Annotated in this window: 17 protein-coding genes, 2 pseudogenes, 1 riboswitch and 2 other annotated features; of the genes and pseudogenes, 16 read left to right on the plus strand and 3 right to left on the minus strand. The window is 39.3% G+C overall.

What is annotated here, in order from left to right; all coding sequences use genetic code 11:
* Positions 1–21 precede the first annotated feature (21 nt).
* The 11 genes and pseudogenes from CDZ94_RS00145 to CDZ94_RS00205 all read left to right on the plus strand — a co-directional run bounded on the left by CDZ94_RS00145 (position 22) and on the right by CDZ94_RS00205 (position 11,828).
* Entirely contained in the window at positions 22–531 is a 510-nt protein-coding gene (locus tag CDZ94_RS00145) for a TRAP transporter small permease (protein WP_157911683.1), read from the plus strand.
* Positions 528–1,829 (plus strand): TRAP transporter large permease, encoded by a 1,302-nt coding sequence (locus tag CDZ94_RS00150; RefSeq protein WP_096434487.1) that lies wholly within the window; start codon positions 528–530, stop codon positions 1,827–1,829. The genes CDZ94_RS00145 and CDZ94_RS00150 overlap by 4 nt, the downstream gene beginning before the upstream one ends.
* Before the next feature lie 31 nt (positions 1,830–1,860).
* Positions 1,861–2,853 carry a 4-hydroxythreonine-4-phosphate dehydrogenase PdxA gene (pdxA, locus tag CDZ94_RS00155; RefSeq protein ID WP_096434489.1) on the plus strand — a complete coding sequence of 331 codons (993 nt, stop codon included), beginning with the start codon at positions 1,861–1,863 and terminating at the stop codon, positions 2,851–2,853.
* Between the two features lie 397 nt (positions 2,854–3,250).
* Positions 3,251–3,646, plus strand: a pseudogene (locus tag CDZ94_RS00160) (sigma-70 family RNA polymerase sigma factor); the annotation flags it as partial.
* A gap of 592 nt (positions 3,647–4,238) precedes the next feature.
* The gene (locus CDZ94_RS00165; protein ID WP_245415689.1) at positions 4,239–6,242 is read left to right on the plus strand and encodes an alkaline phosphatase family protein; all 2,004 of its coding nucleotides are present in this window, start codon (positions 4,239–4,241) and stop codon (positions 6,240–6,242) included.
* 508 nt (positions 6,243–6,750) lie between these two features.
* Positions 6,751–6,888: a hypothetical protein gene (locus tag CDZ94_RS00175; protein ID WP_342587606.1), complete on the plus strand. Its 138-nt coding sequence runs from the start codon at positions 6,751–6,753 to the stop codon at positions 6,886–6,888.
* A 203-nt stretch (positions 6,889–7,091) separates the two neighbouring features.
* Complete coding sequence (locus CDZ94_RS00180) at positions 7,092–7,469, plus strand: YybH family protein (protein WP_096440453.1); 378 nt, start codon at positions 7,092–7,094, stop codon at positions 7,467–7,469.
* A gap of 50 nt (positions 7,470–7,519) precedes the next feature.
* A complete protein-coding gene (locus CDZ94_RS00185; protein ID WP_096434495.1) occupies positions 7,520–8,713 on the plus strand; it encodes a hypothetical protein in 1,194 nt (397 codons plus the stop codon).
* Between the two features lie 708 nt (positions 8,714–9,421).
* Positions 9,422–10,918 (plus strand): flavin monoamine oxidase family protein, encoded by a 1,497-nt coding sequence (locus CDZ94_RS00195; RefSeq protein WP_096434499.1) that lies wholly within the window; start codon positions 9,422–9,424, stop codon positions 10,916–10,918.
* A gap of 68 nt (positions 10,919–10,986) precedes the next feature.
* Positions 10,987–11,184 (plus strand): annotated as a pseudogene (locus tag CDZ94_RS00200) (HIT family protein); the annotation flags it as partial.
* Positions 11,185–11,363: 179 nt separating this feature from the next.
* Positions 11,364–11,828, plus strand: a complete 465-nt coding sequence (locus CDZ94_RS00205; protein WP_096434501.1) for a VOC family protein — start codon at positions 11,364–11,366, stop codon at positions 11,826–11,828.
* Between the two features lie 49 nt (positions 11,829–11,877).
* Here CDZ94_RS00205 and thrS read toward each other — a convergent pair whose 3' ends face one another.
* Positions 11,878–13,797: a threonine--tRNA ligase gene (gene thrS / locus CDZ94_RS00210; RefSeq protein ID WP_096434503.1), complete on the minus strand. Its 1,920-nt coding sequence runs from the start codon at positions 13,795–13,797 to the stop codon at positions 11,878–11,880.
* Positions 13,798–13,962: 165 nt separating this feature from the next.
* Positions 13,963–14,189 (minus strand) — a binding site (T-box leader).
* A 30-nt stretch (positions 14,190–14,219) separates the two neighbouring features.
* Positions 14,220–14,440, minus strand: a binding site (T-box leader).
* A 258-nt stretch (positions 14,441–14,698) separates the two neighbouring features.
* Here thrS and CDZ94_RS00215 point away from each other — a divergent pair.
* The 5 genes from CDZ94_RS00215 to CDZ94_RS00235 all read left to right on the plus strand — a co-directional run bounded on the left by CDZ94_RS00215 (position 14,699) and on the right by CDZ94_RS00235 (position 20,142).
* Positions 14,699–15,475, plus strand: a complete 777-nt coding sequence (locus tag CDZ94_RS00215) for a coiled-coil domain-containing protein (protein ID WP_096434505.1) — start codon at positions 14,699–14,701, stop codon at positions 15,473–15,475.
* A 304-nt stretch (positions 15,476–15,779) separates the two neighbouring features.
* Positions 15,780–15,892: riboswitch (SAM riboswitch) on the plus strand.
* Positions 15,893–16,122: 230 nt separating this feature from the next.
* On the plus strand, positions 16,123–17,517 hold the full coding sequence (locus CDZ94_RS00220) for an LLM class flavin-dependent oxidoreductase (RefSeq protein WP_096434507.1): 1,395 nt from the start codon (positions 16,123–16,125) through the stop codon (positions 17,515–17,517).
* Between the two features lie 26 nt (positions 17,518–17,543).
* Positions 17,544–18,371 (plus strand): MetQ/NlpA family ABC transporter substrate-binding protein, encoded by an 828-nt coding sequence (locus tag CDZ94_RS00225; RefSeq protein ID WP_096434509.1) that lies wholly within the window; start codon positions 17,544–17,546, stop codon positions 18,369–18,371.
* A 30-nt stretch (positions 18,372–18,401) separates the two neighbouring features.
* Positions 18,402–19,538, plus strand: a complete 1,137-nt coding sequence (locus CDZ94_RS00230) for an acyl-CoA dehydrogenase family protein (RefSeq protein WP_232735778.1) — start codon at positions 18,402–18,404, stop codon at positions 19,536–19,538.
* 304 nt (positions 19,539–19,842) lie between these two features.
* A complete protein-coding gene (locus tag CDZ94_RS00235) occupies positions 19,843–20,142 on the plus strand; it encodes a hypothetical protein (RefSeq protein ID WP_096434511.1) in 300 nt (99 codons plus the stop codon).
* A gap of 80 nt (positions 20,143–20,222) precedes the next feature.
* On the opposite strand, the gene CDZ94_RS00240 is transcribed toward CDZ94_RS00235, so the two are convergent.
* On the minus strand, positions 20,223–21,332 hold the full coding sequence (locus CDZ94_RS00240) for a Ger(x)C family spore germination protein (protein WP_096434513.1): 1,110 nt from the start codon (positions 21,330–21,332) through the stop codon (positions 20,223–20,225).
* Positions 21,310–22,428 (minus strand): GerAB/ArcD/ProY family transporter, encoded by a 1,119-nt coding sequence (locus tag CDZ94_RS00245; protein ID WP_096434515.1) that lies wholly within the window; start codon positions 22,426–22,428, stop codon positions 21,310–21,312. Before CDZ94_RS00245 ends, CDZ94_RS00240 begins: the two co-directional genes overlap by 23 nt.
* Positions 22,429–22,432: the final 4 nt, after the last annotated feature.

A 22,432-nucleotide genomic window follows, 5' to 3' on the forward strand; every position in this document is an offset into this window, starting at 1 on the left:
CGATGAATGGATGAGAGAATCATGCTAATAAAACGGTTGAATAAAAGCTTGGTAACAATAGCGGAGATTACTAGTGTAATTGCGATTCTTTTATTGTCTATTGCTCTCTTTGTTGGAGTACTGGCAAGGTATATATTTTTTGCTTCAATACCCGAGATAGAGGCTATACGAAAATTCTGTATTATGTGGCTAGTTTTTATGGGCTCTGCTCTGGCAATCAAGGATAAACAACATTTAGAGATTGATATTTTCACAGAGTATTTAAGTCAACGGTTAGCAAAGATCAAAGAGATTATCGTCTATATACTGACATTAGCAGCAGTAGTCATTTTATTGTTTATTGGCATTGCGGCATTCGAGGCAGGCATGAACAGGACAGAACTAGTTCCAATTCGGTTTTTACCATTTCGACCATCGTTAACTTACTATTACTCCGCCTTTCTAGTAGGAACAATTTTTATGCTTTATTTTCATGTATTTAATGTTAAACAGTTATTTAATAAAGGCACATTCGAGGTGAACAACAAATGATTCTACTCACAATTGTATCAATCTTCCTTATCTGCTTATTTCTCGGTGTGCCTGTCGTTTTTAGTATTATCATTGCCTCTTCTATTCCATTATTATTAGAGCCATTAGTAAGTTTAACACAGGCTAGCTCGATTATGATTCAATCTTTCTCGAGTTTTACTTTACTTGCCATTCCACTATTTATATTATGTGGAGCTCTAATGAACTTAACTGGTGTAACGGACGACTTGATTTACATTTCAAAAGCACTTGTTGGGAAAGTTAAAGGAAGTCTTGCCCATATGAATATTACAACAAGTATATTTTTTGGTGCAATATCCGGTTCTTCAGTAGCAGATGTTGCGTCAATGGGTAGGCTCCTTATTCCCGCTATGGTTAAAGCGGGGTACAGCAGGGAGTTTGCAGCTACGGTTACAGCGGCTTCCTCTACGATAGGCTCGATTATCCCTCCTAGTATTCTGCTGATCGTATATGGAGCGTTAGCTCAAACATCAGTGGCTGCACTCTTTATGGCAGGGATTATTCCAGGCATCCTCATTGGACTGACTCAAATGGTGTACGCATATTTTTATGCGGCAAAAAATAAAGTAGGCGAAATTGATAACAAACTAATAGGTTTAGAGGAAGGGGAGGAATTATCTAAAACTGTTGCTCTTCAGAAAAGTATTTTTCCTATCAGCTTGTTTATGGTTGTTATCGGAGGAATTATGGGTGGGATTTTTACTGCGACTGAAGCAGCAGCTATTGCAGTTATATACGTTCTCTTTGTTGCATTTTTTATTAAAAAACAGCGTAATTGGAAGAAATATTATGATGTTACAAAGCGTGCAACTATAGATTCAGCGACCATCTATATTTTGATTGCAGCAGCAGCTTTGCTTTCCTGGGTACTTTCTTACTACCAGGCAATGGATCCTGTAATTCAAGTATTGTTGGAAAATGACTTTTCTCCTACCGTATTTTTGCTTATATTGACTCTGTTATATGTTATTTTAGGTACATTTATGGAACCTAACTCGGCTATGCTGATTTTTGTTCCGCTCTTGCTTCCAGTTATGAATGCCCTGGGAGTAGACCCTGTCGTCGCGGGGATAGTAACAGTTATGGCTATTCGTTTGGGTACAGTGACACCACCTTATGGATTGTCCAGTTTATTGGCTTCCAAGATTGCAGGAACTAATGTAATAAAGATGATGAAGCATATTTTAATTTTTGTCTTTATCTATCTTATCTCCATTTTGGTAATTATTTTCTTCCCAGGTATTGTAACGTTTTTACCCAACTTATTAATGAATTAATTTGTTTTTGAAAGAAAAGGAGACATAAATCATGAAAAAGCCTGTTATTGCAATTACAATGGGAGATCCTTCTGGGATAGGGCCTGAAATCATTGTAAAGAGTCTGTCAGATCCAAAATTATACGAAATGTGCCACCCAATCGTTGTTGGAGACAAGCAGGTACTAGAAAAAGCGAAACATGTGACGAACTCCGAAGTCGATATTCGAGTAATAGATTCAATTAATGAAACAACTGTTGAACATGGAACGCTCTCTATTTTGGATTTGAATAATGTCCCCGATTCGGTTGAATGGGGGAAGGTAACTGCTGAAGCGGGGAGAGCAGCGTTTGACTATCTAAAGGCAGCAATCGAACTTGCAAATAACAACGAAATACAAGGGATTTGTACTGCACCCTTAAACAAAGAAGCCCTGCATAAGGCTGGTCATATCTATCCAGGCCATACAGAAATATTAGCAAAGCTCACCGATACGACTAATTATGCGATGATGCTGACAGCTCCAGGGTTAAGAGTGATCCATGTTACAACACATGTTGGTCTAATTGATGCAATTGAAAAAATAAATCCTGCACGGCAGGAGACAGTGATCGGTCTGGCTCATGATACTTTAAAGAGGGCTGGTATTGAGAATCCGCGTATTGGGGTGTGTGGAATCAACCCTCATGCGGGAGAAAATGGACTATTCGGATCTGGAGAAGAGGAAGAAAAGATAATTCCAGCCATAGAAAAAGCAAAACAGGCAGGCATTAACGTGGAGGGGCCTTTACCCGCAGATACCTTGTTTTTCCGGGCTCGCCGCGGGGATTTTGATATAGTTGTTGCCCAATATCACGATCAAGGTCACGGACCAATTAAAGTATTAGGGATAGAAGATGGGGTAAACATTACTGTAGGGCTTCCAATAATTCGTACCAGTGTAGACCACGGCACAGCTTTTGATATTGCAGGAAAAAATATAGCTAAAGAAGATTCTCTTAAGTCGGCCCTTTATTCAGCAGTGAACTATACAACATTAGTGTAAAGTGAATTTGCTTTTTTAGGAAGTGCAATGAATTATATCCAAGATAAAGATATACATCTTTAAGAGGTTTTAGTAAAATATCTGGACTAGACAGGATTTTGATCTCGGCCTTTCACACTGGTTATTATAGGAATAAGGCAAAACTTTGGAAAAAATGAAGTACTTATAACGCTGATAGAAAAGACAATTTGCCGGAGGGCGGATTGTCTTTTTTACGGATGTGCCCGGAATGTCTGGCAGCTAGGTGGAGAAAGTCCACTACGTGGTTGGCATTGGGAACAGGTAGTGAATGGATAACCCATTTTAATTAGGGAGTTAGGTGATTGATTAAACCTGCATCATTAAGTAATATTAGGATGAACAAGCTTTTTCACGCCCCACCTTTGACTTTAGAATAGAAATCCTCATGCACCTGCGCGCACTAAAAAAAGTGAAAAAAGATGTATCGCTTCACGATCCGATTGGAACTGATAAAGAAGGTAACGAAATTACCCTTATTGACGTGTTGCAAGCAGAAACAGTTGACGTAGTGGATGCTATCCAGCTTAATATGGAAAAGAAACAAATTTATCAGTTCATCCATGTATTAGATGGAAGGGAAAAAGAAGTGATTGTTGGCCGCTTTGGTCTTGATTTAAAGAAGGAAAAAACACAGCGTGAAATTGCAAAAGAGCTTGGGATATCGAGAAGCTATGTCTCGCGCATTGAAAAACGAGCGCTCATGAAGCTGTTTCATGAGTTTTACCGTCACCAGAAGAATGCGATGAAGCAGGATCCGGAAAATAGTGGGTAAAATAAAACATTTGCCACTCAGACTAATGTCTGGGTGGCATTTTTATAATGCATTTCAAGCCGATTTGAACGTTTGATATTTGAACTATTGGATTAATAATAATTCATTGTAGGGTAATTGGAAACAGGAAAAGCATTTCTAAGTAACGGCACCCGATATTTGAGCCAGCTCGTTATACTATTCCATTAACAATGTATACTGGGAAAAGTGAAAAATTGTTTTGTAATCTCATGCTTTCCATTATTTCTGATGAAACTGTAAATTGTTGATACAACATTTAATAATCTAGCTTTTCCTTGATCCTAACTCACCATTTGATAAAGTAACTAAAATAGTATTTTTTTGTGCGACGATTAGTATTTTACTCCCATTGTAACTTTGATTTTTTTTTATAACCTCTGTCATTATACGTTTATTTAAAAAACTCTAACTTCTAGATTTGGCTATTTTTTATCTGGGAATGTAGATGTTCTTTCCTGTCTACGGGTGGATGAGTCGGAGAGCGGGAATCTTCCGTCATGCATGATCCTGACTATTCGAGGAACGATATACACAAATATAATTTTATGATAGATAGGGAAGGTGGATGACGTTGAAAAAGATCCTAATCTTAGCTCTTGTAATTGCCATAACCGCCTGTTCTCCCGAGGGAGAGGTGCAACCCTTTAAAGAGCAAGTGGACAGTTCTTTTACAGATAAAAAGGTAGTCATGATCATTCTGGATTCCATGATGGGGTCCTCCTTGGACAAGAGTTTGGAAGAAGGAGATGTTCCTGCTCTCCAGTTCCTCATTGACCACGGCCATTATGATCAACAAGTTGTCTCTCCTTTTCCCAGTATGTCGGTGACGATTAAAAGTACATTGCTCACAGGGAAAATGGCAGACGAGCACCGGATTCCGGGTTTATCCTGGTATGACCCGCAGGAAGATCGGATTGTTAATTATGGATCTACCTTTAAAATGTGGATGAAAAACGGCTTCTCCCAAGGGGTTTATGATACGTTATTTCAATTGAACAATGAACATTTGAGCCCCGATGTGCGTACGATTTTTGAAGATTTAGATGAACAAGGGCTTACATCCGGGTCGGTGAATGCACTGGTTTATCGTGGAAATCAAGATCATCAACTGTCCTTACCCGAGTTGACAGATGAACTAACCGATCTACCAGAAACAATTAAGACCAAAGGGCCTAATGTATTGGCTTTTGGGCGGTTGGCCAAGCCAGCAATCATTCAAGATGCCAACTTTACCGATGGTGTGTTTAACCGCTTAGGGTTGCAAGACCAATATTCCATGGAAGTGACACAAAAATTAATTGAACAAGACCATCAACCGGATTTTCTAATGGTTTTTTTACCGGAAAATGATAAAGAAACTCATGATCATAGCCCTCATTACCGGAAAGGGTTGGAACAGGCGGACCAATATATCCAGGGAATTCTCAGTGCCTACGACAGTTGGGAAGCGGCTTTGGAGGAAAATATCTTTATTGTATTGGGAGATCATGGACAGGATAAGTTGGTCGAAGGTGAGGATCATTTAGCCATCGACTTAAACGAATTGTATGCGGACTTTGCCATTCCGGACTTGGCCGAACCGGTTAGCCATGGAGAGGTTGCCTTTGGGGTCAGCCAGCGAATGGCCTATATATACGATGTTCATGAGGCCGACATACTTTCGGTTTTGGCTGAACGAGCCATGCAAGACGAGCGTATCGACCTGGCGGCATGGCGTGAGGACGATTGGGTACATGTGGTTAGCCCCGATCACGAGGGATATGTACGATTTCAATCCGATGTCGACGGAGAATGGACCGATCGATATGACCAAACTTGGTCGATCGAGGGAAACAAGGACATTTTAACGCTTGATCCCGATTCAGATCAGCAACATATTTCGTATGTGGATTATCCGGATGTCCTCCATCAATTGGAGACGGCAATACAAAGCCATGATGTTGATAACCTCATTCTAGAAGCCAAACCGGGACATTCCTTTAAAGCGGAAAGCATTGCGATTCACCCGGACGGGGGAGAACATGGTGGGTTGCACAAAAACGACACCCTTGTAGCCATGGTCATTGCCGGAACGGACCAAAAACCGATGAATAGCAGAATAGTGGATTTGAAAGAATATGTGCTGCGATTACTAACTACTTCGCCGGAACCAATCAACAAAGGGGGAGGAGTAAAGGACCAATCCCAAGGGCAGAAAGGCCGGTCTCAGAACCAGTCCAAGTCTCAAGCTCAGTCGCAGGCATCTCCTAGACTACATCCTACAGTAGCAAAAAACGCTAAACAAATGGCGACATCAATGGATGGGGTGACGGGAGCGGAGGCAGTGGCGATTGACCAGGATCTATTTGTTACCTTGGAAGCGGAGCATTGGCACCGATTTCGTTTAAAATCCTTGCGTCAACAAACGTTTGACAGCTTAAGCGGACGGTTTCCCAATTATACGATACGCGTTTCAACGGATTGGAAAATTCACCGGGAATTAACACACCTGTCGGATGACATTCAACAACAGAAAGTAAAACCGCAGCAGGTTCAAAAACGGGTACAAAAGCTCGATAAGGACATGAAGGGGTAATAATGAAAAAGAATACCATACAAAAGAGCAAGAACATGCGTATCCAACGATTACAATGTTCTGAGCGAAGTTCAATTAATGTGCTGAATGATATGGAAAAAGGCAGCGGATTCCAGAGGGGTATGCAAATGAATAATGAGTATCAAAACTTCCTAAAACAAATATTAAGTATTGAGAAAAGAACAAAGAGAGGGTATTTAAAATTAACGAGTAATTTAACTTAACGGAAGTCCGTTGGGGAAACAACAACAACAATAACTTTAAAGCTTGAGGGTAGTCTATATCCTCAAGCTTTTTTCTGTACTAATTGCTATGTGATGTCCATATGCCAGTTATGGTATTAATTGGTTTGTTTCTTAGGTTTTCTTTACAAAAGTGGAACTACTTACATTAATAGTGTTCGCTTATTTTTTGCGCACTCTCCACTAATAGTCTTAGAAAACTTCAAACTGTGTTGTGATGAAGAGACCTTAACAAGGATTACTCTTTTACTTAAGGAGGTTTTAACATGATAAAAGGATTATACGAAGCACATTTACCGGTGAGTGATTTAGAGGAGGCTATTGCATTTTATATAGGATTGGGATTGGAGTTTGACCACAAGGTTGAAGATCGTTTGGCTTTTATATGGATTGAAAGAGGTTAGAGCTGGCTCGGTCTTTGGAAAACGAAAGAAGGATTGGTGGGGACTACAAAAGCTGATATACCATTATATTACAATCGCTTAATCAATTTAGACATAAATAACCAATTGACATGTTAAAATGAATGGAGGAATGATAATATAATGCCATATATATGTTTAGAAAAATAGAATACATGAAGCTAGGAACTGAAGAGGTGATTAAAATGGGTTATAGAAAAGCACTTCAAGATTACATCGATGCTACAAATACACATAATTTTAACAATGTTAAAAGTGTGATCGAGCCAGGTGCTGTGTATTGGTTTACAGATAAAACATGCACATCACTAGCAGAAATAAAACACTACTTTGAAACTGCTTGGGATACTATTCATGAGGAAGTTTATACTGCTAGTGATGTGAGATGGGTGACAATTGATGATCATTCTGCGACTTGTACATACACTTATAAATATGAGGGGTTTTATAAAGGAGAATTTGTTACAGGAAGCGGCAGAGCAACTAATGTTTTCAAAACAAATGAAAATGGAGAATGGAAATTGATTCATGAGCATTTGAGTAACAATTCAGTAAAAAAATAGTTTACTAGGAAATGCGAACACACAAAAAATAATTGGAGGAAAGGATAGCTTTGAGAAATAAGAATCGCTTTTTTATTATCTTTGGGATTGTTATAATGGTTAGTATTTTTACAACTATTTTCCTTCTTAGTGAGAATGTAGCTGTAAATACTAGCAAAAACACAAAAGACGGGAACGTTCAGCTCTCGATTGGATCTTTAAAAGGGGAATACGATGTTAAAACGTTAACACTCGACCAAGAACCTGAAGGGAAAGTAGCCATCCCTTATGAAGCAACCGTTGAAGAAGGTACTCTTGTATTAACTGTTGACGATTCAGATGGCATTGTCTGGGAGAAGGAAGTATCTCCATCAACAGTAGGGAGTATTGAATTCGAAGGAAGTAAAGGAACTTATGATATTAGTATTTATACAGAAGAAGCTAAGAACGTAAAATTAAATCTTTCACCAGAGGTGAGCCGGAGAGCAACAGAAAGGGACTGGTCTTCGATTAGCTTATTTGATTGGGAAGAAAAACAAATCAGGTTAACGAAGGACGAATTTCATCAATACATAAATTGGTTCACTGAAAATGATATTTACGATATTGACCACATTCGGATGATAGATCATGAAGTGGTAGAAGCGACATTGAAAGATTTAGGAGAGTATGCAGATTTCGAGGACTCTGCTGCAAGAATAGCGGATTCCCACATCCGTGAAGCTTACAAAGCGTCTACTTATTATCAAAATCAGACAGAGCCAACTATGCGTTTTCTAAATTCAGAGGACGAATTAATTGTTGAGTATGATCAATCATCAGAACAGAGAAGAGTAGAAAGGGAAAAAGAAGAGGAAGAAAAACGCGATGATCTAGGGACATTTACGATGAGGGATCCTATTACAGTGGGGAACGATGTTATAACTATTACAGGAGGAACAACCGTTACTCGAAGATTAAATGATGAAGTGTATTCACCGAATATTGTTGTAAGGCTTGGCATATTATTTGAAAATACGGGAACGAATGGTACCTATGCTTCGACTCGACTTTTTTCTGTAAAAGACTCATGGGGAAATGAGTTGGATCTTTATCCTTTTGATGATCGTCTTAGTGAAACCGTGGAGGCAGGAGAAGAAACACATGGACCTCTTTATTTTGTAGCTACTGGAAAGGGTCCTTATGAAATCACATATACAACATCAAATTACAAAGCTGTGTGGATTATAAGTGACGAAGAATTAGAAATCTGGTCAATTCAATAAAAAGTGGTTAAGGACTTCCGACTATCCGAAGTCCTTAATCATTTTACGCTCCCTTTTATCATTAAATCGGTATTCTTTTAATTTGCATTTTATATAGGGAATGAGCTATATGCGACTTCAAGTGGGAATGAAAAAAGCGTATCTTTTTGCAGCTTCGTCGGCCTGCATCTGCTCGCTTTCCGTGGACGAACCGCCAATCCTCCTTGGGAAAAGCGCCCTGCGGGGTCTCGGCTGGCCCGTTTTTCCTCAGGAGTCTCGCTGATTACGGCCAACTGCGCAGAAGGTCTTTTTTTTAGAGATCTTTTAAACACAATTCAGCTTGGCTACGGTCTCAAACTCGTTTTATTGCGAATGAATCGTTCCCTTGCTAGTTTCTGGCTTTTGTCGTAGTTTTTGTGTTGTTGCTTGGTGTTAAAATTAGAGTAACTGTATGTAGCTACGTAGGGGCCTAAAAAGGCTCTCTTGTCGTACAATAGACATAGGAGTCTTCCCTCCTTCGAATTTGTTTGGTCACTTACTAATTTCGGCATTTGGGGAGGTACTCCTTTTTTTTATGCCTTGAAACCCTTGGTCCATAGGGGCCGATACTTATGAAATTCATTCATGTATGTAATTTTTCATTTTTTTTTGAATAGGTTCAATATTAACATGGGAATTTTTAGCATATATATAAACTGGGATATGAATACAAAAAAAAGGGTGGCATGCATGAGAGGGAGAAAAAAGAGGATTGTATCTCAAAAAAATGCTGACAGACCCTCAATTGATGAACAGATAGACATTTTAAAGGAAGGCCTGCCAAAGCCGGCCGCTCCTAAAAGAATCCTAATATTAGGTGCAGGGATGGCAGGGCTTGTCGCGGCGTATTTACTAAAACAAGCAGGTCATACTGTAGTCATTATTGAAGGGAATAATAGGGTCGGTGGACGTATATATACGATTCGTGATCGATTTACGAAAGGGAATTATTTTGATGCAGGAGCCATGCGTATTCCAAACTACCACCTTTTAACTTTGGAACTTGCTCAGAAGTTTGGCTTGTCATTAAATCCATTTATTAGTAGTACGGACAATGACTTGATTTATGTAAACGGCCAACTTGTTAGAAGATATCAATATGAAAATAACCCAAGTCTTTTAAGGTATCCCTTAGCCGGATATGAAATCGGAAAAACAGAGATCGAACTGCTTGAGTCTGCCCTACAACCGTTTATCGACCTGTACGAAAATGCTTCAATAGAAGAGCAGGAGCGGCTTGTTGAACAATTTGATAGGTATTCTATGGGTACATTTCTTAGAGAAAATCCACTAGGTCGTCCATTATCCGCTGAAGCGATTCATATGATCCAAGTTTTGTTAGGTATTGAAGGATTTCCTGAAGGTTCGTTTATTGATACTTATCTAAACATCATTAGTACCATTTTTGAAGAAGATGTGGAATTCCTTGAAATAGAAGGTGGGAATGATCAATTGCCCAAGTCTTTTTTGTCCCTGTTGGATGAAGATATCTACCTTGACCAAACGGTGGAGCGAATCATCCAATACCCTGATCATGTCGATGTCGTTACAAAAAGTGGAGATGGTAAAGAGTACGAGTTTTCGGGAGATATGGTCATTACGACAATTCCATTTACGGCTTTTCAATTTATCGAAGTGGAGCCTCGTGACTCTTTATCTTATTTAAAATGGAAAGTGATTCAAACCCTCCACTATGTCCCTTCAGTAAAGATTGGACTTGAGTTTAAGGAGAAGTTTTGGGAGAAGGATGGGATGCGTGGAGGAAACCTGACGACCGATCTTCCCATTCAGTTTCTTTACTATCCTAGTCATGATATTGGTAAACCAGGACCAGGAGTTCTCCATGCCAGCTACAGTTGGGGAGATAACGCCAGACTGTGGGAATCTCGAACAGAAGAAGAGAGGATTAGGCAGACACTGAACTATTTATCCGCTATTCATGGAGAAGAAGTATTAGACCTCTATTTGGGCGGTGCAACGTTTAGTTGGGACCATAACCCCTTTTCTGCAGGGTGCTTTGCAATGTATGTTCCTTATCAGGCAGCTAATTATCCTGAAATTATAAAGAGGCCTGAGGGATTAATGCATTTTGCCGGGGAACACACATCAGAACTTCATGGCTGGATTGAAGGAGCTGTAGAGTCAGGAATCCGAGCAGCTTTGGAAGTGAATGAGAGAGTCTTATAATATACTTTAAAAACAACAGTTTACACTTGGTCTGAGCCCAGGCAGTTCAACGGTTCTAAGACATGAAAAAGAAGCACATTCCATCTCTCGTAACAATTGAGGAAAGTGATAACGATCTACTACTTGAATTGTTAGGAGTTATTAAGAAGGTGGCTGCCAACGTAAATTCAGACAACGGAGCCTGCAGGGTGATTACTAATTTAGGTGAATATCAAGATTCCAAACATTTTCATTGGCATATCGTGTCTGGGGTTCCAATAAAATAAAGTTTGTAAGGAATCAGCCCTTGAAGAAGCCTAACTTTGAAGACATCCAGATAAAGCTCAATAGAATCCAACCTCTGAAACTAAGACTTTAATCTGATTTTTTTCCAGACCTCAGTTCATTCTCTGATCGTATTGTATATGGTTAAATTTAGGTAGTAATGAAAATGGAGGTTGTTAAGATGATTAAAGGCTTGTTTGAAGCACATTTACCAGTGAAAGATTTAGAAAATTCCATTCATTTTTACGAAAAGGTAGGCTTGAAATTTGCTTTGAGGAGCGGGAATACTGCTTTTTTCTGGATCAAAGAAGGTGAAAGCTGGCTGGGACTTTGGGAAGGAAAAGAATATGAGACCCCTTATCATCCGTCGCTAAAGCACATCGCTTTCCATGTATCCTATGAGGATTTAAAAAAGTCCGTATCGTGGTTAGAGGCAAGAGGAGTGCCGGTTGTTTCATTTGGTAGCCGAACATCGGTTGCACCGTTTGTCAGACCGTACCAAGGAAATGCATCAGTGTATTTCGAAGATCCAGATGGCAATAGCTTGGAGTTGATGTGTCATGTGGAGGTTCCAGAAAAATTAAAAACGATCACGGATAAACTGAGTTTAAAGGATTGGGAGAAGCTCTTAATGAAGAATGAATAAGGATCAAAAGGAGAGCACCTCTATCAAAGCAGGTGCTCTACTGTCATTATTAGCGTTCTCGCTCATTTATTTGTTGGACAATTTTCCTTTTAAACTCTTCGATAGGCATGCGCTCAGATTTTTTAGCCCCATATTGGCGAACATTGACACTGCTTTCATTTATTTCGTTGTCACCTAGGACCAAAATGTAAGGAACTTTTTGCATTTGAGATTCTCTTATTTTATAGCCCAACTTTTCATTTCTATCATCAACTTTTACTCGAATGCCGTGCGTCATTAACTCTGACTGTACCTTTAATGCATAATCTAAATGAACACTTGCAACAGGAATAATCTCTACATGTACCGGAGCTAACCATACTGGAAAAGCACCAGCAAAGTGTTCGATAAGAATTCCGAAGAAGCGATCAATGGATCCGAAGATGGCGCGATGGATGACAACGGGCCGTACTTTTTCGTTGTTTTCATTTACATATGTTAAATCAAATTTCTCAGGCATTTGAAAATCGAGTTGAATAGTTGCGCATTGATGATTTCGGTTTAGCGCGTCTTTAATATGAAAATCAATCTTCGGGCCATAAAATGCACCATCGCCTTCGTTTAACTGATAATTTATTTCTAAATCTTCCAGTACGTTTTGTAGGGCTTTTTCTGAAACGTTCCACATCTCGTCATTACCTAATGAATCTTCAGGACGTGTGGAAAGCTCCACTGTGTAGTCAAAGTTAAACGTACGATAAACTCTATCTATAAGTTTAAACACATGTATAATTTCACTTTCGATTTGATCTTCTCGTACGAAAATGTGGGCATCATCTTGACAAAACGTACGAACACGGACCATTCCGTTTAACGCACCGCTGAATTCATGGCGATGAACCTGGCCAAATTCTGCCATACGGATAGGGAGGTCGCGATATGAGTGTAGATAGTCCTTATATATAAGCATGTGTCCCGGGCAGTTCATAGGTTTCAACGCGAAATTTGTTTTGTCAACTTCGGAAAAGTACATGTTTTCCTTATAATAGTCCCAATGGCCTGATTGCTCCCACATCCGTTGATTCATCAGCAGCGGTGTACGAACCTCTGTGTAATCGGCTAAGTTTTGAAGCTCACGCAAGAAGTTTTCTAATTCCGTTCTGACAATCTGTCCTTTAGGTAAATAAAAAGGCATTCCTGGTGCTTCTTCCGAGAACATAAACAATCCTAACTCTTTACCTAATTTACGATGATCTCGTTTTGCGGCTTTCTCTAAAAATTCAAGATGTTCGTTCAGCTCTTTTTCCTTCTTAAATGCATAACCATATACTCGTTGAAGGACTTGGTTCTCACTGTCACCGCGCCAATAAGCGCCTGATACACGAGACAGCTTGAACGATTTTATCAAACCAGTTGATGGGAGATGCGGACCGCGGCAAAGATCAATGAACTCTCCTTGCTCATAAAGAGTGATTTTTTTATCTTTAGAGATGTCTTTTAATAATTCAAGCTTTAAGGGCTCATTTCTTTTCTCAAAAAGTACAGCAGCCTCTTCATAAGTCGTCTCGATTCTCTTGATGGCTAAATTTTCTTTGATGATGTTTGCCATTTCTTTTTCGATATCATGTAATTCCTCAACATTAAGGTTGTCGGGAAGTTTGATGTCATAATAAAATCCGTTTTCAATTCCCGGACCAATCCCCAATTGGACATTTTTGTACAATCGTTTAACCGCTTGCGCCAAAATATGAGCTGTGGAGTGTCTGAGGATCTCTAGACCCTCCTCAGAATCTAGCGTTAAAATTGTGAGGTCGCAATCTTGACATAAAGGTTGACGTAAATCCACTAGGTCTCCGTTTATTTTTCCTGCAACTGCACTCTTTTTCAAACTTGAACTAATCGATGCAGCGATTTCTTCTATTGTAATGCCTTTTGGATAATCCTTCTTTTGACCATCCGGAAATTGAACGTTCATTCGTTTTTCATTCATACTATCAACTCCATTGGTTATTTTTAGATGATGCTGTTTGTAGAATTAATGAATTTTTTGTTGAAAAGAATCAATTTTGGATGGAGTAAATTTACTGATGTGTAGAAAAAAGTCTGTTTTGTTTAGAAAAAGCATTCAATTAAAAAAAACACATCCATCCCGGTAAAAAGGGACGAATGCGTTGTTATCCGTGGTTCCACCCAAGTTCCCACAAGACTATAAAGCCCGTGGCTCAAGGAGCTGGTAACGTAGCTTAAACGGTATCGGATACTTTGGTTCACCGATACAACTCGAAGGTGGTAAATCATTTTTCTGCGTTAGGAAGATCACAGCAAATTCTTCCCTCTCTGAAAACCGTTAAAAATGATTCATGTCCTCGTCATCGTTTTACTCTTTATAAACAAAAAAACACTCATCCCTCGCAAAGGGACGAGTGTTGATACCCGTGGTTCCACCCAAGTTCCCACGGATTAAAAATACCGTGGCTCAAGAAGCTGTAACGTAGCTTAAACGGTATTGGTTACTTAAGTTCCCCAATACAGCTCAGAGGTGGTAAATTATTTCTTGCGTTAGGAAGGTTACAGCAAATCCTTCCCTCTCTGGAAACGGTGAAAATAATCTGTGTCCTCTTCGTAGCTGATTTTCGTTAGTAAAAGACCGCTTTACGACTTTTCTTATTGTTAAGGTTATGTGTTATCATACACCAGGCAAATCGAATATACAACGCTTTTGAAAAAATATTTGAAATTTTAAATTTCCACTCCATTTAGAATAAGCTCACTGGAGTAAATTATTGTTTCTCTTGATTGAGCGCTCACTTATAGCATAGAAAAAGCAATATGGAGCACATTAATGGTAGGTCTTTAAAATACACAAATAATGTTATTGGAGGATTTGATTTATGGAACAGCATAACCAACAGAAGGAACAAGCTAAACAAAAGAACCATACTATACAAGAAGAAAAACAAGCAATCCAACAAGGAGAACAAGCTATCCAGCAAGGGGAGCAGGCGATCCAACAAGTAGAACAGGCAAAACGTAGTGAAATGGCCAAGCAAAAAGAACAGGATGTGCGATATGCTGTGCAGCAAGCTGAACAAGACCAGGCTGTAGGACAAGAGGGACAAGCAATCCAACAGGCGGAACAAGCGATTCAAAATGAACAGGCTGTGGTAGAAGAACAAGCAATCCAACAGGCGGAACAAGCGATTCAAAATGAACAGGCTGTGGTAGAAGAACAAGCAATTCAACAGGCGGACCAAGCGATTCAAAACGAAAAGGCTGTGGTAGAAGAACAAGCAATCCAACAAGCCCAACAAGCAATTCAGAACGGACAGGCAATCCAACAGGAACAGGCAATTCAACAAGCTGAACAAGCTGTTCAACATGTTCAGCAAGTTATTCAGCAGGCCGGAACTCCAATACCTAACCAAAAGGCACAACAAGCATATCAAGCTGTACATCAAGCACAGGCAAAGTTACAAACGGAAAACTTCCATTTACAACAATCACAACAGCGATTACAGGATGCACAAATGCAGCTTTATCAGGCACAACAACAAGTTAAACAAGAACAGAAACAGGTTAGTCAAGAGCAACAACAAGTAAAACAGGCACAACATCAAGTACAGCAAGCCCAGGAAAGTGCAAGGACAGAACAAGACAATCTTCAATAAATGTGAAGCAATCGAGAAGGTTCAAGATATGGTTGAATCTAGTAAGAGTAGAGAGGGCAACTATCATTTATACAGATATTTTGTACAGTAAATAGAAAAAAATTTGAGAACCCCATTTAATTGTCGAGTAGGGTTCTCTTTTAGTTTGTGGGTAACATTGTTTTCGCGAATATTTTTTGCTAATACCATTATTAGGTAATAAGAACTAACTTTTACTTTATGTAATAAAAATATTGAATAATTAGAATTCAGTTGATATACTTACACAAATAATAAATGGCTCTAACAACTTCATATTGATAACTTTTTATCCAGAGAGGTGGAGGGATATGGCCCTGTGAAACCTCAACAACCGCAATCATTTGATTGAAAGGTGTTAATTCCATCAGAGCACAAAGGTGCTTTGAAAGATAAGAAGGGGATCTAAACTTTATGTATTTGTATACCCTCTTCTTTTCTGAAGGGGGTTATTTTAATTGCGAAAGTTAGAAAGATGATTGTTATCTTTCAGGTTTCACTGAAGGTTTTCACATTTTAAACCAATTGTTCAGATGCGAATTATTACTTTTAGGTTGTATGGGTTGAAGCTATTTATATGAGGAAGGGTCGGTAGCTACAAAAACTATCCGCAGAAAAGGGGAACGAGTATGCCAAAACAAATCATTTTAAATGCATTCGAGATGACAAGCGCGATGCACAATTCTCATGGTTTATGGAAGCATCGAAAAAGTAAAAGACACCGTCAGTATAAAGACATTCATTATTGGATCGAATTGGCTAGGTTATTGGAAAAAGGGAAGTTTGATGCGGTCTTTTTTGCAGAAGTATTAGGAATTTATGATACGTATCGGCAAAGTCAGGAGCCTTCGATTAAAGATGGTTTACAGGTACCTGCCAATGATGCTTCTTATATAGTTCCAGCAATGGCAAGTGTGACCGAGCATTTATCGTTTGCAATTACAGTTAGTACGACATATGAACAGCCATTTGGGAATGCGAGGCGTTTTTCCACATTAGATCATTTAACGAACGGACGCATCGGCTGGAATGTTGTGACATCCTATTTACCAAACGCTGCGAGAAACTACGGGTTAACGGATATGATTAAGCATGATCAGCGCTACAATATCGCAGATGAGTTTTTAGATGTCTCTTATAAATTATGGGAATCAAGTTGGGAGGACGGCGCAGTCGTTGAAGATGTTGAAAATAAAACGTTGGTTGAGCCATCTAAAGTCCATGAAATCAACCACGAAGGAGAATTCTTTAACGTAACCGGCCCGCATTTAAGTGAACCTTCTGTGCAGCGAACACCTGTTATTTATCAAGCTGGAACGTCTGAAAAAGGAAGAGAATTTGCAGCTAAGCATGCTGAGTGTGTATTTGTCGGTGGACCGACTGCTGAAAAAATAAGGTATTACGCGGAAGATATTAAACAGCGTGCTCGGGCTCACGGACGTAATCCAGACCACATTAAAATCTTTTCGTTTTTAAATGTGGTGGTGGCGAAAACATCAGAAGAAGCCGAGAAGAAATTTAAAGAGTACGCCGACCTTTGGAGTGAGGACGCAGCCAAAGCGCAGTTCGCGGGTGCAAGTGGGTATGACTTGGAAGAATATGAAAAACTGAACGCGGAGCTTCCTTTTGATTTTAAGAAGACCGAACATGCCCATTATAAGGCGGCGACTGTTGACAGAGATGCGCAAAACAAACCTAATATTGGTGAGGTGTTAGGCCGCTTTACTAGCATCGATCGAGAAACTTATATAGTCGGGAATCCGGCGGAAGTTGCTGATGGGATACAGTACCAGTTTGAAGCTTCAGGAGTTGATGGATTCAACCTTAATCACCTAGTCACACCCGCTGACTTAGAGGATTTCATTGACTTGGTGATCCCGGAGCTTCAGGCGAGAGGCCTTTATAAAAAAGAATATAAACAAGGAACGCTCAGGAAAAAACTGTTTGATCAAGGAAGTCTACTTCCCGAAGATCATCCTGGATATTTATATAAAAAGCCGGAACGCCATCTTCTAAAAAAATAAAAAAATTATCGGAAAGGGAGTTGAGTATGGAAAAAAGACAAGGTTTATTGTCTGTGATAACTTTGTTGTTCATTTTATTGACTGCTTGTAATGAAAGTAGTTCTGCAGGGGATGCACCTGAGGAAAAAGAAATTGTCTTTGGAGCAACCGTTCCGTATACTGAGATGCTGGAATGGGCGGTGAAGCCATCTCTTGAGGAAAAAGGATACGATGTCACTGTTATGGAATTTAGTGATTACGTCCAACCGAACAATGCCTTAGATGAAGGCTCACTAGATGCAAATCTCTTTCAACATGAAGTATACTTAACGGCTTTTTCTGAAGAAGCGAATCTTGATTTATCATTAGTAATTCCAGTGCCTACTGCTCCCATTGGTATTTATTCAAATAAATATGAATCATTAACTGATATTGAAGACGGCAGTTCAGTTGGGATTGCAAATGATCCAACGAATCTTTCACGTGGTTTAACGGTTTTGAGGGACGCGGGTTTAATTGAAATTAGTGATGATGCCGATCCTATACGAGCTTCTACTGCTGATATTACCGATAATCCAAAAAATCTTCAATTCCATGAAATTGAGGCAGGGCAGTTACCACGTTCCCTTGAATCTTTGGACTTGGCAGCAGTAAATGGAAATTTTGCGATTGCTGCTGGTATGGATTTGACTAAGGCTCTTGCATTAGATAATTTGCCCCCTGAAATTCAAAATCAGGTTGTCGTAAATACAGAAGATCTAGACGAACAATTTGTAAACGATATTAAAGAAGTAATCCGGTCAGGAGAATTTGAGAAAGTGATCGATAATGACTTTCAAGGTTTCAAAAAGCCAGGCTGGATGGCTGAAGAGTAATGAAGATAGTCAGGAAGGAGATACCAACCAGTGACAGTGTCATATAAAAGGCGCTATTTAGAAAAGGCAGAGAGATTAACTGAAAATTTTCGCCTGAGAGCGGATGAATATGACCAAAGAGGCATGTTTCCTTTTGAAAATTTTGAGGAGCTCAAAGAAGAAGACTTCCTTTCGCTTACGATTCCTAAAAAATTTGGTGGAGCAGGACTTAACTTAGTTGAATTTCTTGAGATTCAAGTAAAGCTATCTCAAGGAGATGCCCCAACCGCTTTATCTCTCGGCTGGCACTTAGGTGTTATTTTAGAAGCAGCAGAAAAAGAAAATTGGCAGGGAGATTCTTTTTTTACGTTATGCAAAAAGATCGTGAATCAACAAGTTTTAATTAACCAGGCAGCAACAGAACGAGCGACAGGCAGCCCTTCCCGAGGAGGGCTGCCAACAACGGTAGCAGTTAAGGAGAGGAACTGCTGGATCATTAATGGTACTAAATCCTTTACTTCCATGGCTGTCGCTCTTGACTATTCTGTGGTAACTGCTCGAATTGAAGGGACAGAAAAAAAGGGAACGTTCTTAATCGACCATTCACTTCCTGGGGTTGAAGTAGAAGAAACATGGGATAGTATCGCGATGCGAGGAACGAAGAGTGACGATTTAGTTTTAAATGATGTTTTCATTGATGAGCAAGCACTGTTGTTTGAACATAAAGCAAACCCGTTACCCGAAGCATGGTATTTACAAATACCAGCGGTGTATCTTGGTATTGCGACTTCGGCTAGAGATTATGCTATTGAGTTTGCGGGTGAATTTACGCCAACAACACTTCCAAGTCCTATCAAAGATACTCCGGAAATCCAAAGAAAAGTAGGTGAAATCGAGTTGGAGCTGTTTAAGGCAAGGGAGTTACTGTTTGGAGTGGCAAGAAAGTGGATGGATCAACCTGAACAAAGAAAAAATATGCGCTCAGATCTAGCAGCAGTTAAACATATCGTCACGAATAGTGCAAATAACGTCGTTGACTTGGCGATGCGAATTGTAGGCGCAAGGAGTTTGTCCCAAACGAATCCTCTACAACGACATTTTAGAGATGTAAGAGCGGGATTACATAACCCTCCCTCAGATGACATCATCATTTCTTCGCTTGGCAAACAAGCGTTTAAAGCAAGATAAGGTTTTGACTGGTTGTTTACATCATGTAGAAAAAAATAGTACACAAAATCACCACTAGGTTATTCCGGGTGGTGATTTTTACTTTGTACTATATTCTTGAAACATAGGCTCTACGAATCTCCGGTGTATTTTATTGATTATTTTTGAATAGTATGAACGCAGACAGGGTGTTTTTTATGAACCTTTGAAACTGTGATAATATTATAATCAAAAACAATGTTATTTATATGTTAGTGAGGTGGGAAAATTCCTTCCCGCATAACCGGAATCACATGCAAAATTTAGGAAGAGGGGGAAGGGAAAGATGGTACTATCGATCACATTACTTCCGTATTCGCCACCAGTGGTATTGCTTTATGTCGTGAATCCATTCTTCGCAATTCTATTAGGAATAGTCTCTGGGATATTTGGAAAAAAAGTCAATGCAAACGCGGTGGTGACCTTTTTAGCGGTCTACGTATTTAGTATGGTAATTATGGTTACTGTACAAAGGATGAGTTTTGAACCTTCCCTATTCGGGTACGCTCTTTTTAATTCTGTTCTTAGCTTAATGGGATTCTGGCTTGGATCGGTCGCAAAAAAACTCGTGTTAGATGAGGAGTAAGATTTCAAAAAATGCAGTGTCTTCGTTCATTGCTTCGAGGATAAATCAAAGGTTAAAAACCAACCTTTGATTTATCCTCTTTAGTTAATAATCCCGTGATGGATGATTTCAACGTTTACATCTGAGGTAAAGGTGATGTTTGGGTATTCATCTTGCCAATTAACTTCTTCCCAATAAGGGTGGTGAAAGCCGAATAATTTTCGGCCAATTCCTAATGCGTCACAGTTGGTTTCCTGAAGTTTAGAAAAAATAGTCTCTGCCTTGTTTGTCAATTGCTTGCTTAATTTTTCGTTTAAATCGACAATGACCTCCTCACTTTGCATTTGATCATGGGGAAATTCTATAACTTCAACTTTTAACACATGATTGAATTTGGCATTTACACTTTTGGAACTTGATTTAACCTCTAAGTCTAGGGTAGGGACCGATTCTTTAACTTTGATTGTTACATAATTTTGTACATCCATGTCTTGGTTGTCATATACTTGTTCTGTTAATAATACATTAGGACCCATTTCCCCTTTCATGAGCATCAACATTGTGGAATCAGAGGTATCAAGCGTTCCTGCCATTGTTTCACCATTAAATAACGCTGTCCCTTTTAAATAAGGTTGATCATCTTCACCCATAGACAAGTAGGGTAGGACAATGTCTTCACCTGGGTCAAATAAGATTGGGCAGATGAGTTGAACATTCAGTGTTTCTACAATACTGCTATTTTCTGCTGTTTCTAAAAGGTCGGCGAGAAAATCACTTTTTCTTGGTTTGTCCTCTAGCCTCCTTGAAATTAACTCCCCAGCTTTACCATCAAAAACAGCAACCTTAGACCCCAACGAAGACCGAGGATCACGGAATATAATATCAAGTGCGGGATAAATACGTTTTCGAACTAACTCTTCTCCTAGTATTAAAACATGGAGTTTTGCGATATCGACTCTTTCAGCTGTTTGGTTGTCAATCGACATCCGGGCGTCAAGAATAGTATTGCCAGTACCTGTGATGATCTGGGTTCTTTCGTCTGCTTCATGTACATCAGGAATGGGAGATGCAACCGTCGATTGGAAGGTACCATCTTCTAAAAGGTCGATGCCTGCAGATTTTACAATGGTAATATCTCGAAGGAGTCTGCTATCCCAACAGCCTGTGAGAATGATTAATAAGATTAAACTAAGAAGAACGGACCTTTTCATTTGAGACTGCTCCTTTGTTCGGTTTACCCCTAAATATTGCAATCAAATAGAGAATGAACGGAATTAATATTGTAGCGATAAGATTTGCGTTATCCACTCCATCTGCAAGGTTTTGAATCGTTAAGTCATTTTCAGGACCAAGTGCAATAAAATAGACGAAAAAAGCGAGAAACGTTACAAGTTTTTTTCTGGGCACGCCTTTCAGTAATTGGGCTGACGATAAAGATGCTAAATATAAATAGGTCATAAGAGAGGTGGTTACACTTACAATCCAGATCGCTAAAAACAACAAGTCCAGCCTGTCCACAATAGGGGAAGTGAAGGTTTTTAACATATATAAAAGCGGTTGCGGTACGAGCTTTATTTCCTGTGGACTAAAAAACATAAAGGTAATCGCTACTGTGAATGTGTAAATGCCCGTTACAAGGATATTGGCATAAGTTACGGTCAGTAACACTTCGGTTTTCTTTTTGAATGCTACATAAGGAAAGATATAGAGAAATACACCATATCCAATCATAGCTTGCATCGCGGCCAGCACCCCTTTTAGGATGGCGGGTATACCATTATAACCAATCGGTAAAATATACAACGGATTAATAGTGGTTAATGAAATAAGCAGGATGATTATGACGAGTACTAAGAGAATACTCACGAAAACATAAAAGCGAGTGATAATGTGTAACTTTTCACGAGTTAGGTATAGTGCCGCGGTAATGAGTAAAAGCATAATCACCCAGTTAGGAGTATTTGGAAAAAGCCAGATGTCTATCATTTGGTCGTAAAGAACTAAAATCAGTATACAAACAGCTGTAAAATAAAAAGTGTAAATGAGTGTAATGACTTTTCCGAAGAAACGTCCAACTAATTTATGGATATATTGAAAGAACAATTCATCAGGAAAACGAGATGCTAACCCATAGGTGATAAAGATGACAACTTGAATGGCTAAGCCGGAGATTAAAACACTCATCCAGCCGTCCCACTGGGCTTCTTCAAATACATTAAAGGGAAGACCGAGTATACCTATCCCAATTTGTGTTTGAACGATAAAAAAGAAAAGCTGGCCTTTCGTAATTTTTAAGTTGTCATTCATGTCA

This window comes from Alteribacter populi (assembly GCF_002352765.1).
Classification (GTDB): Bacteria; Bacillota; Bacilli; order Bacillales; family Salisediminibacteriaceae; genus Alteribacter; species Alteribacter populi.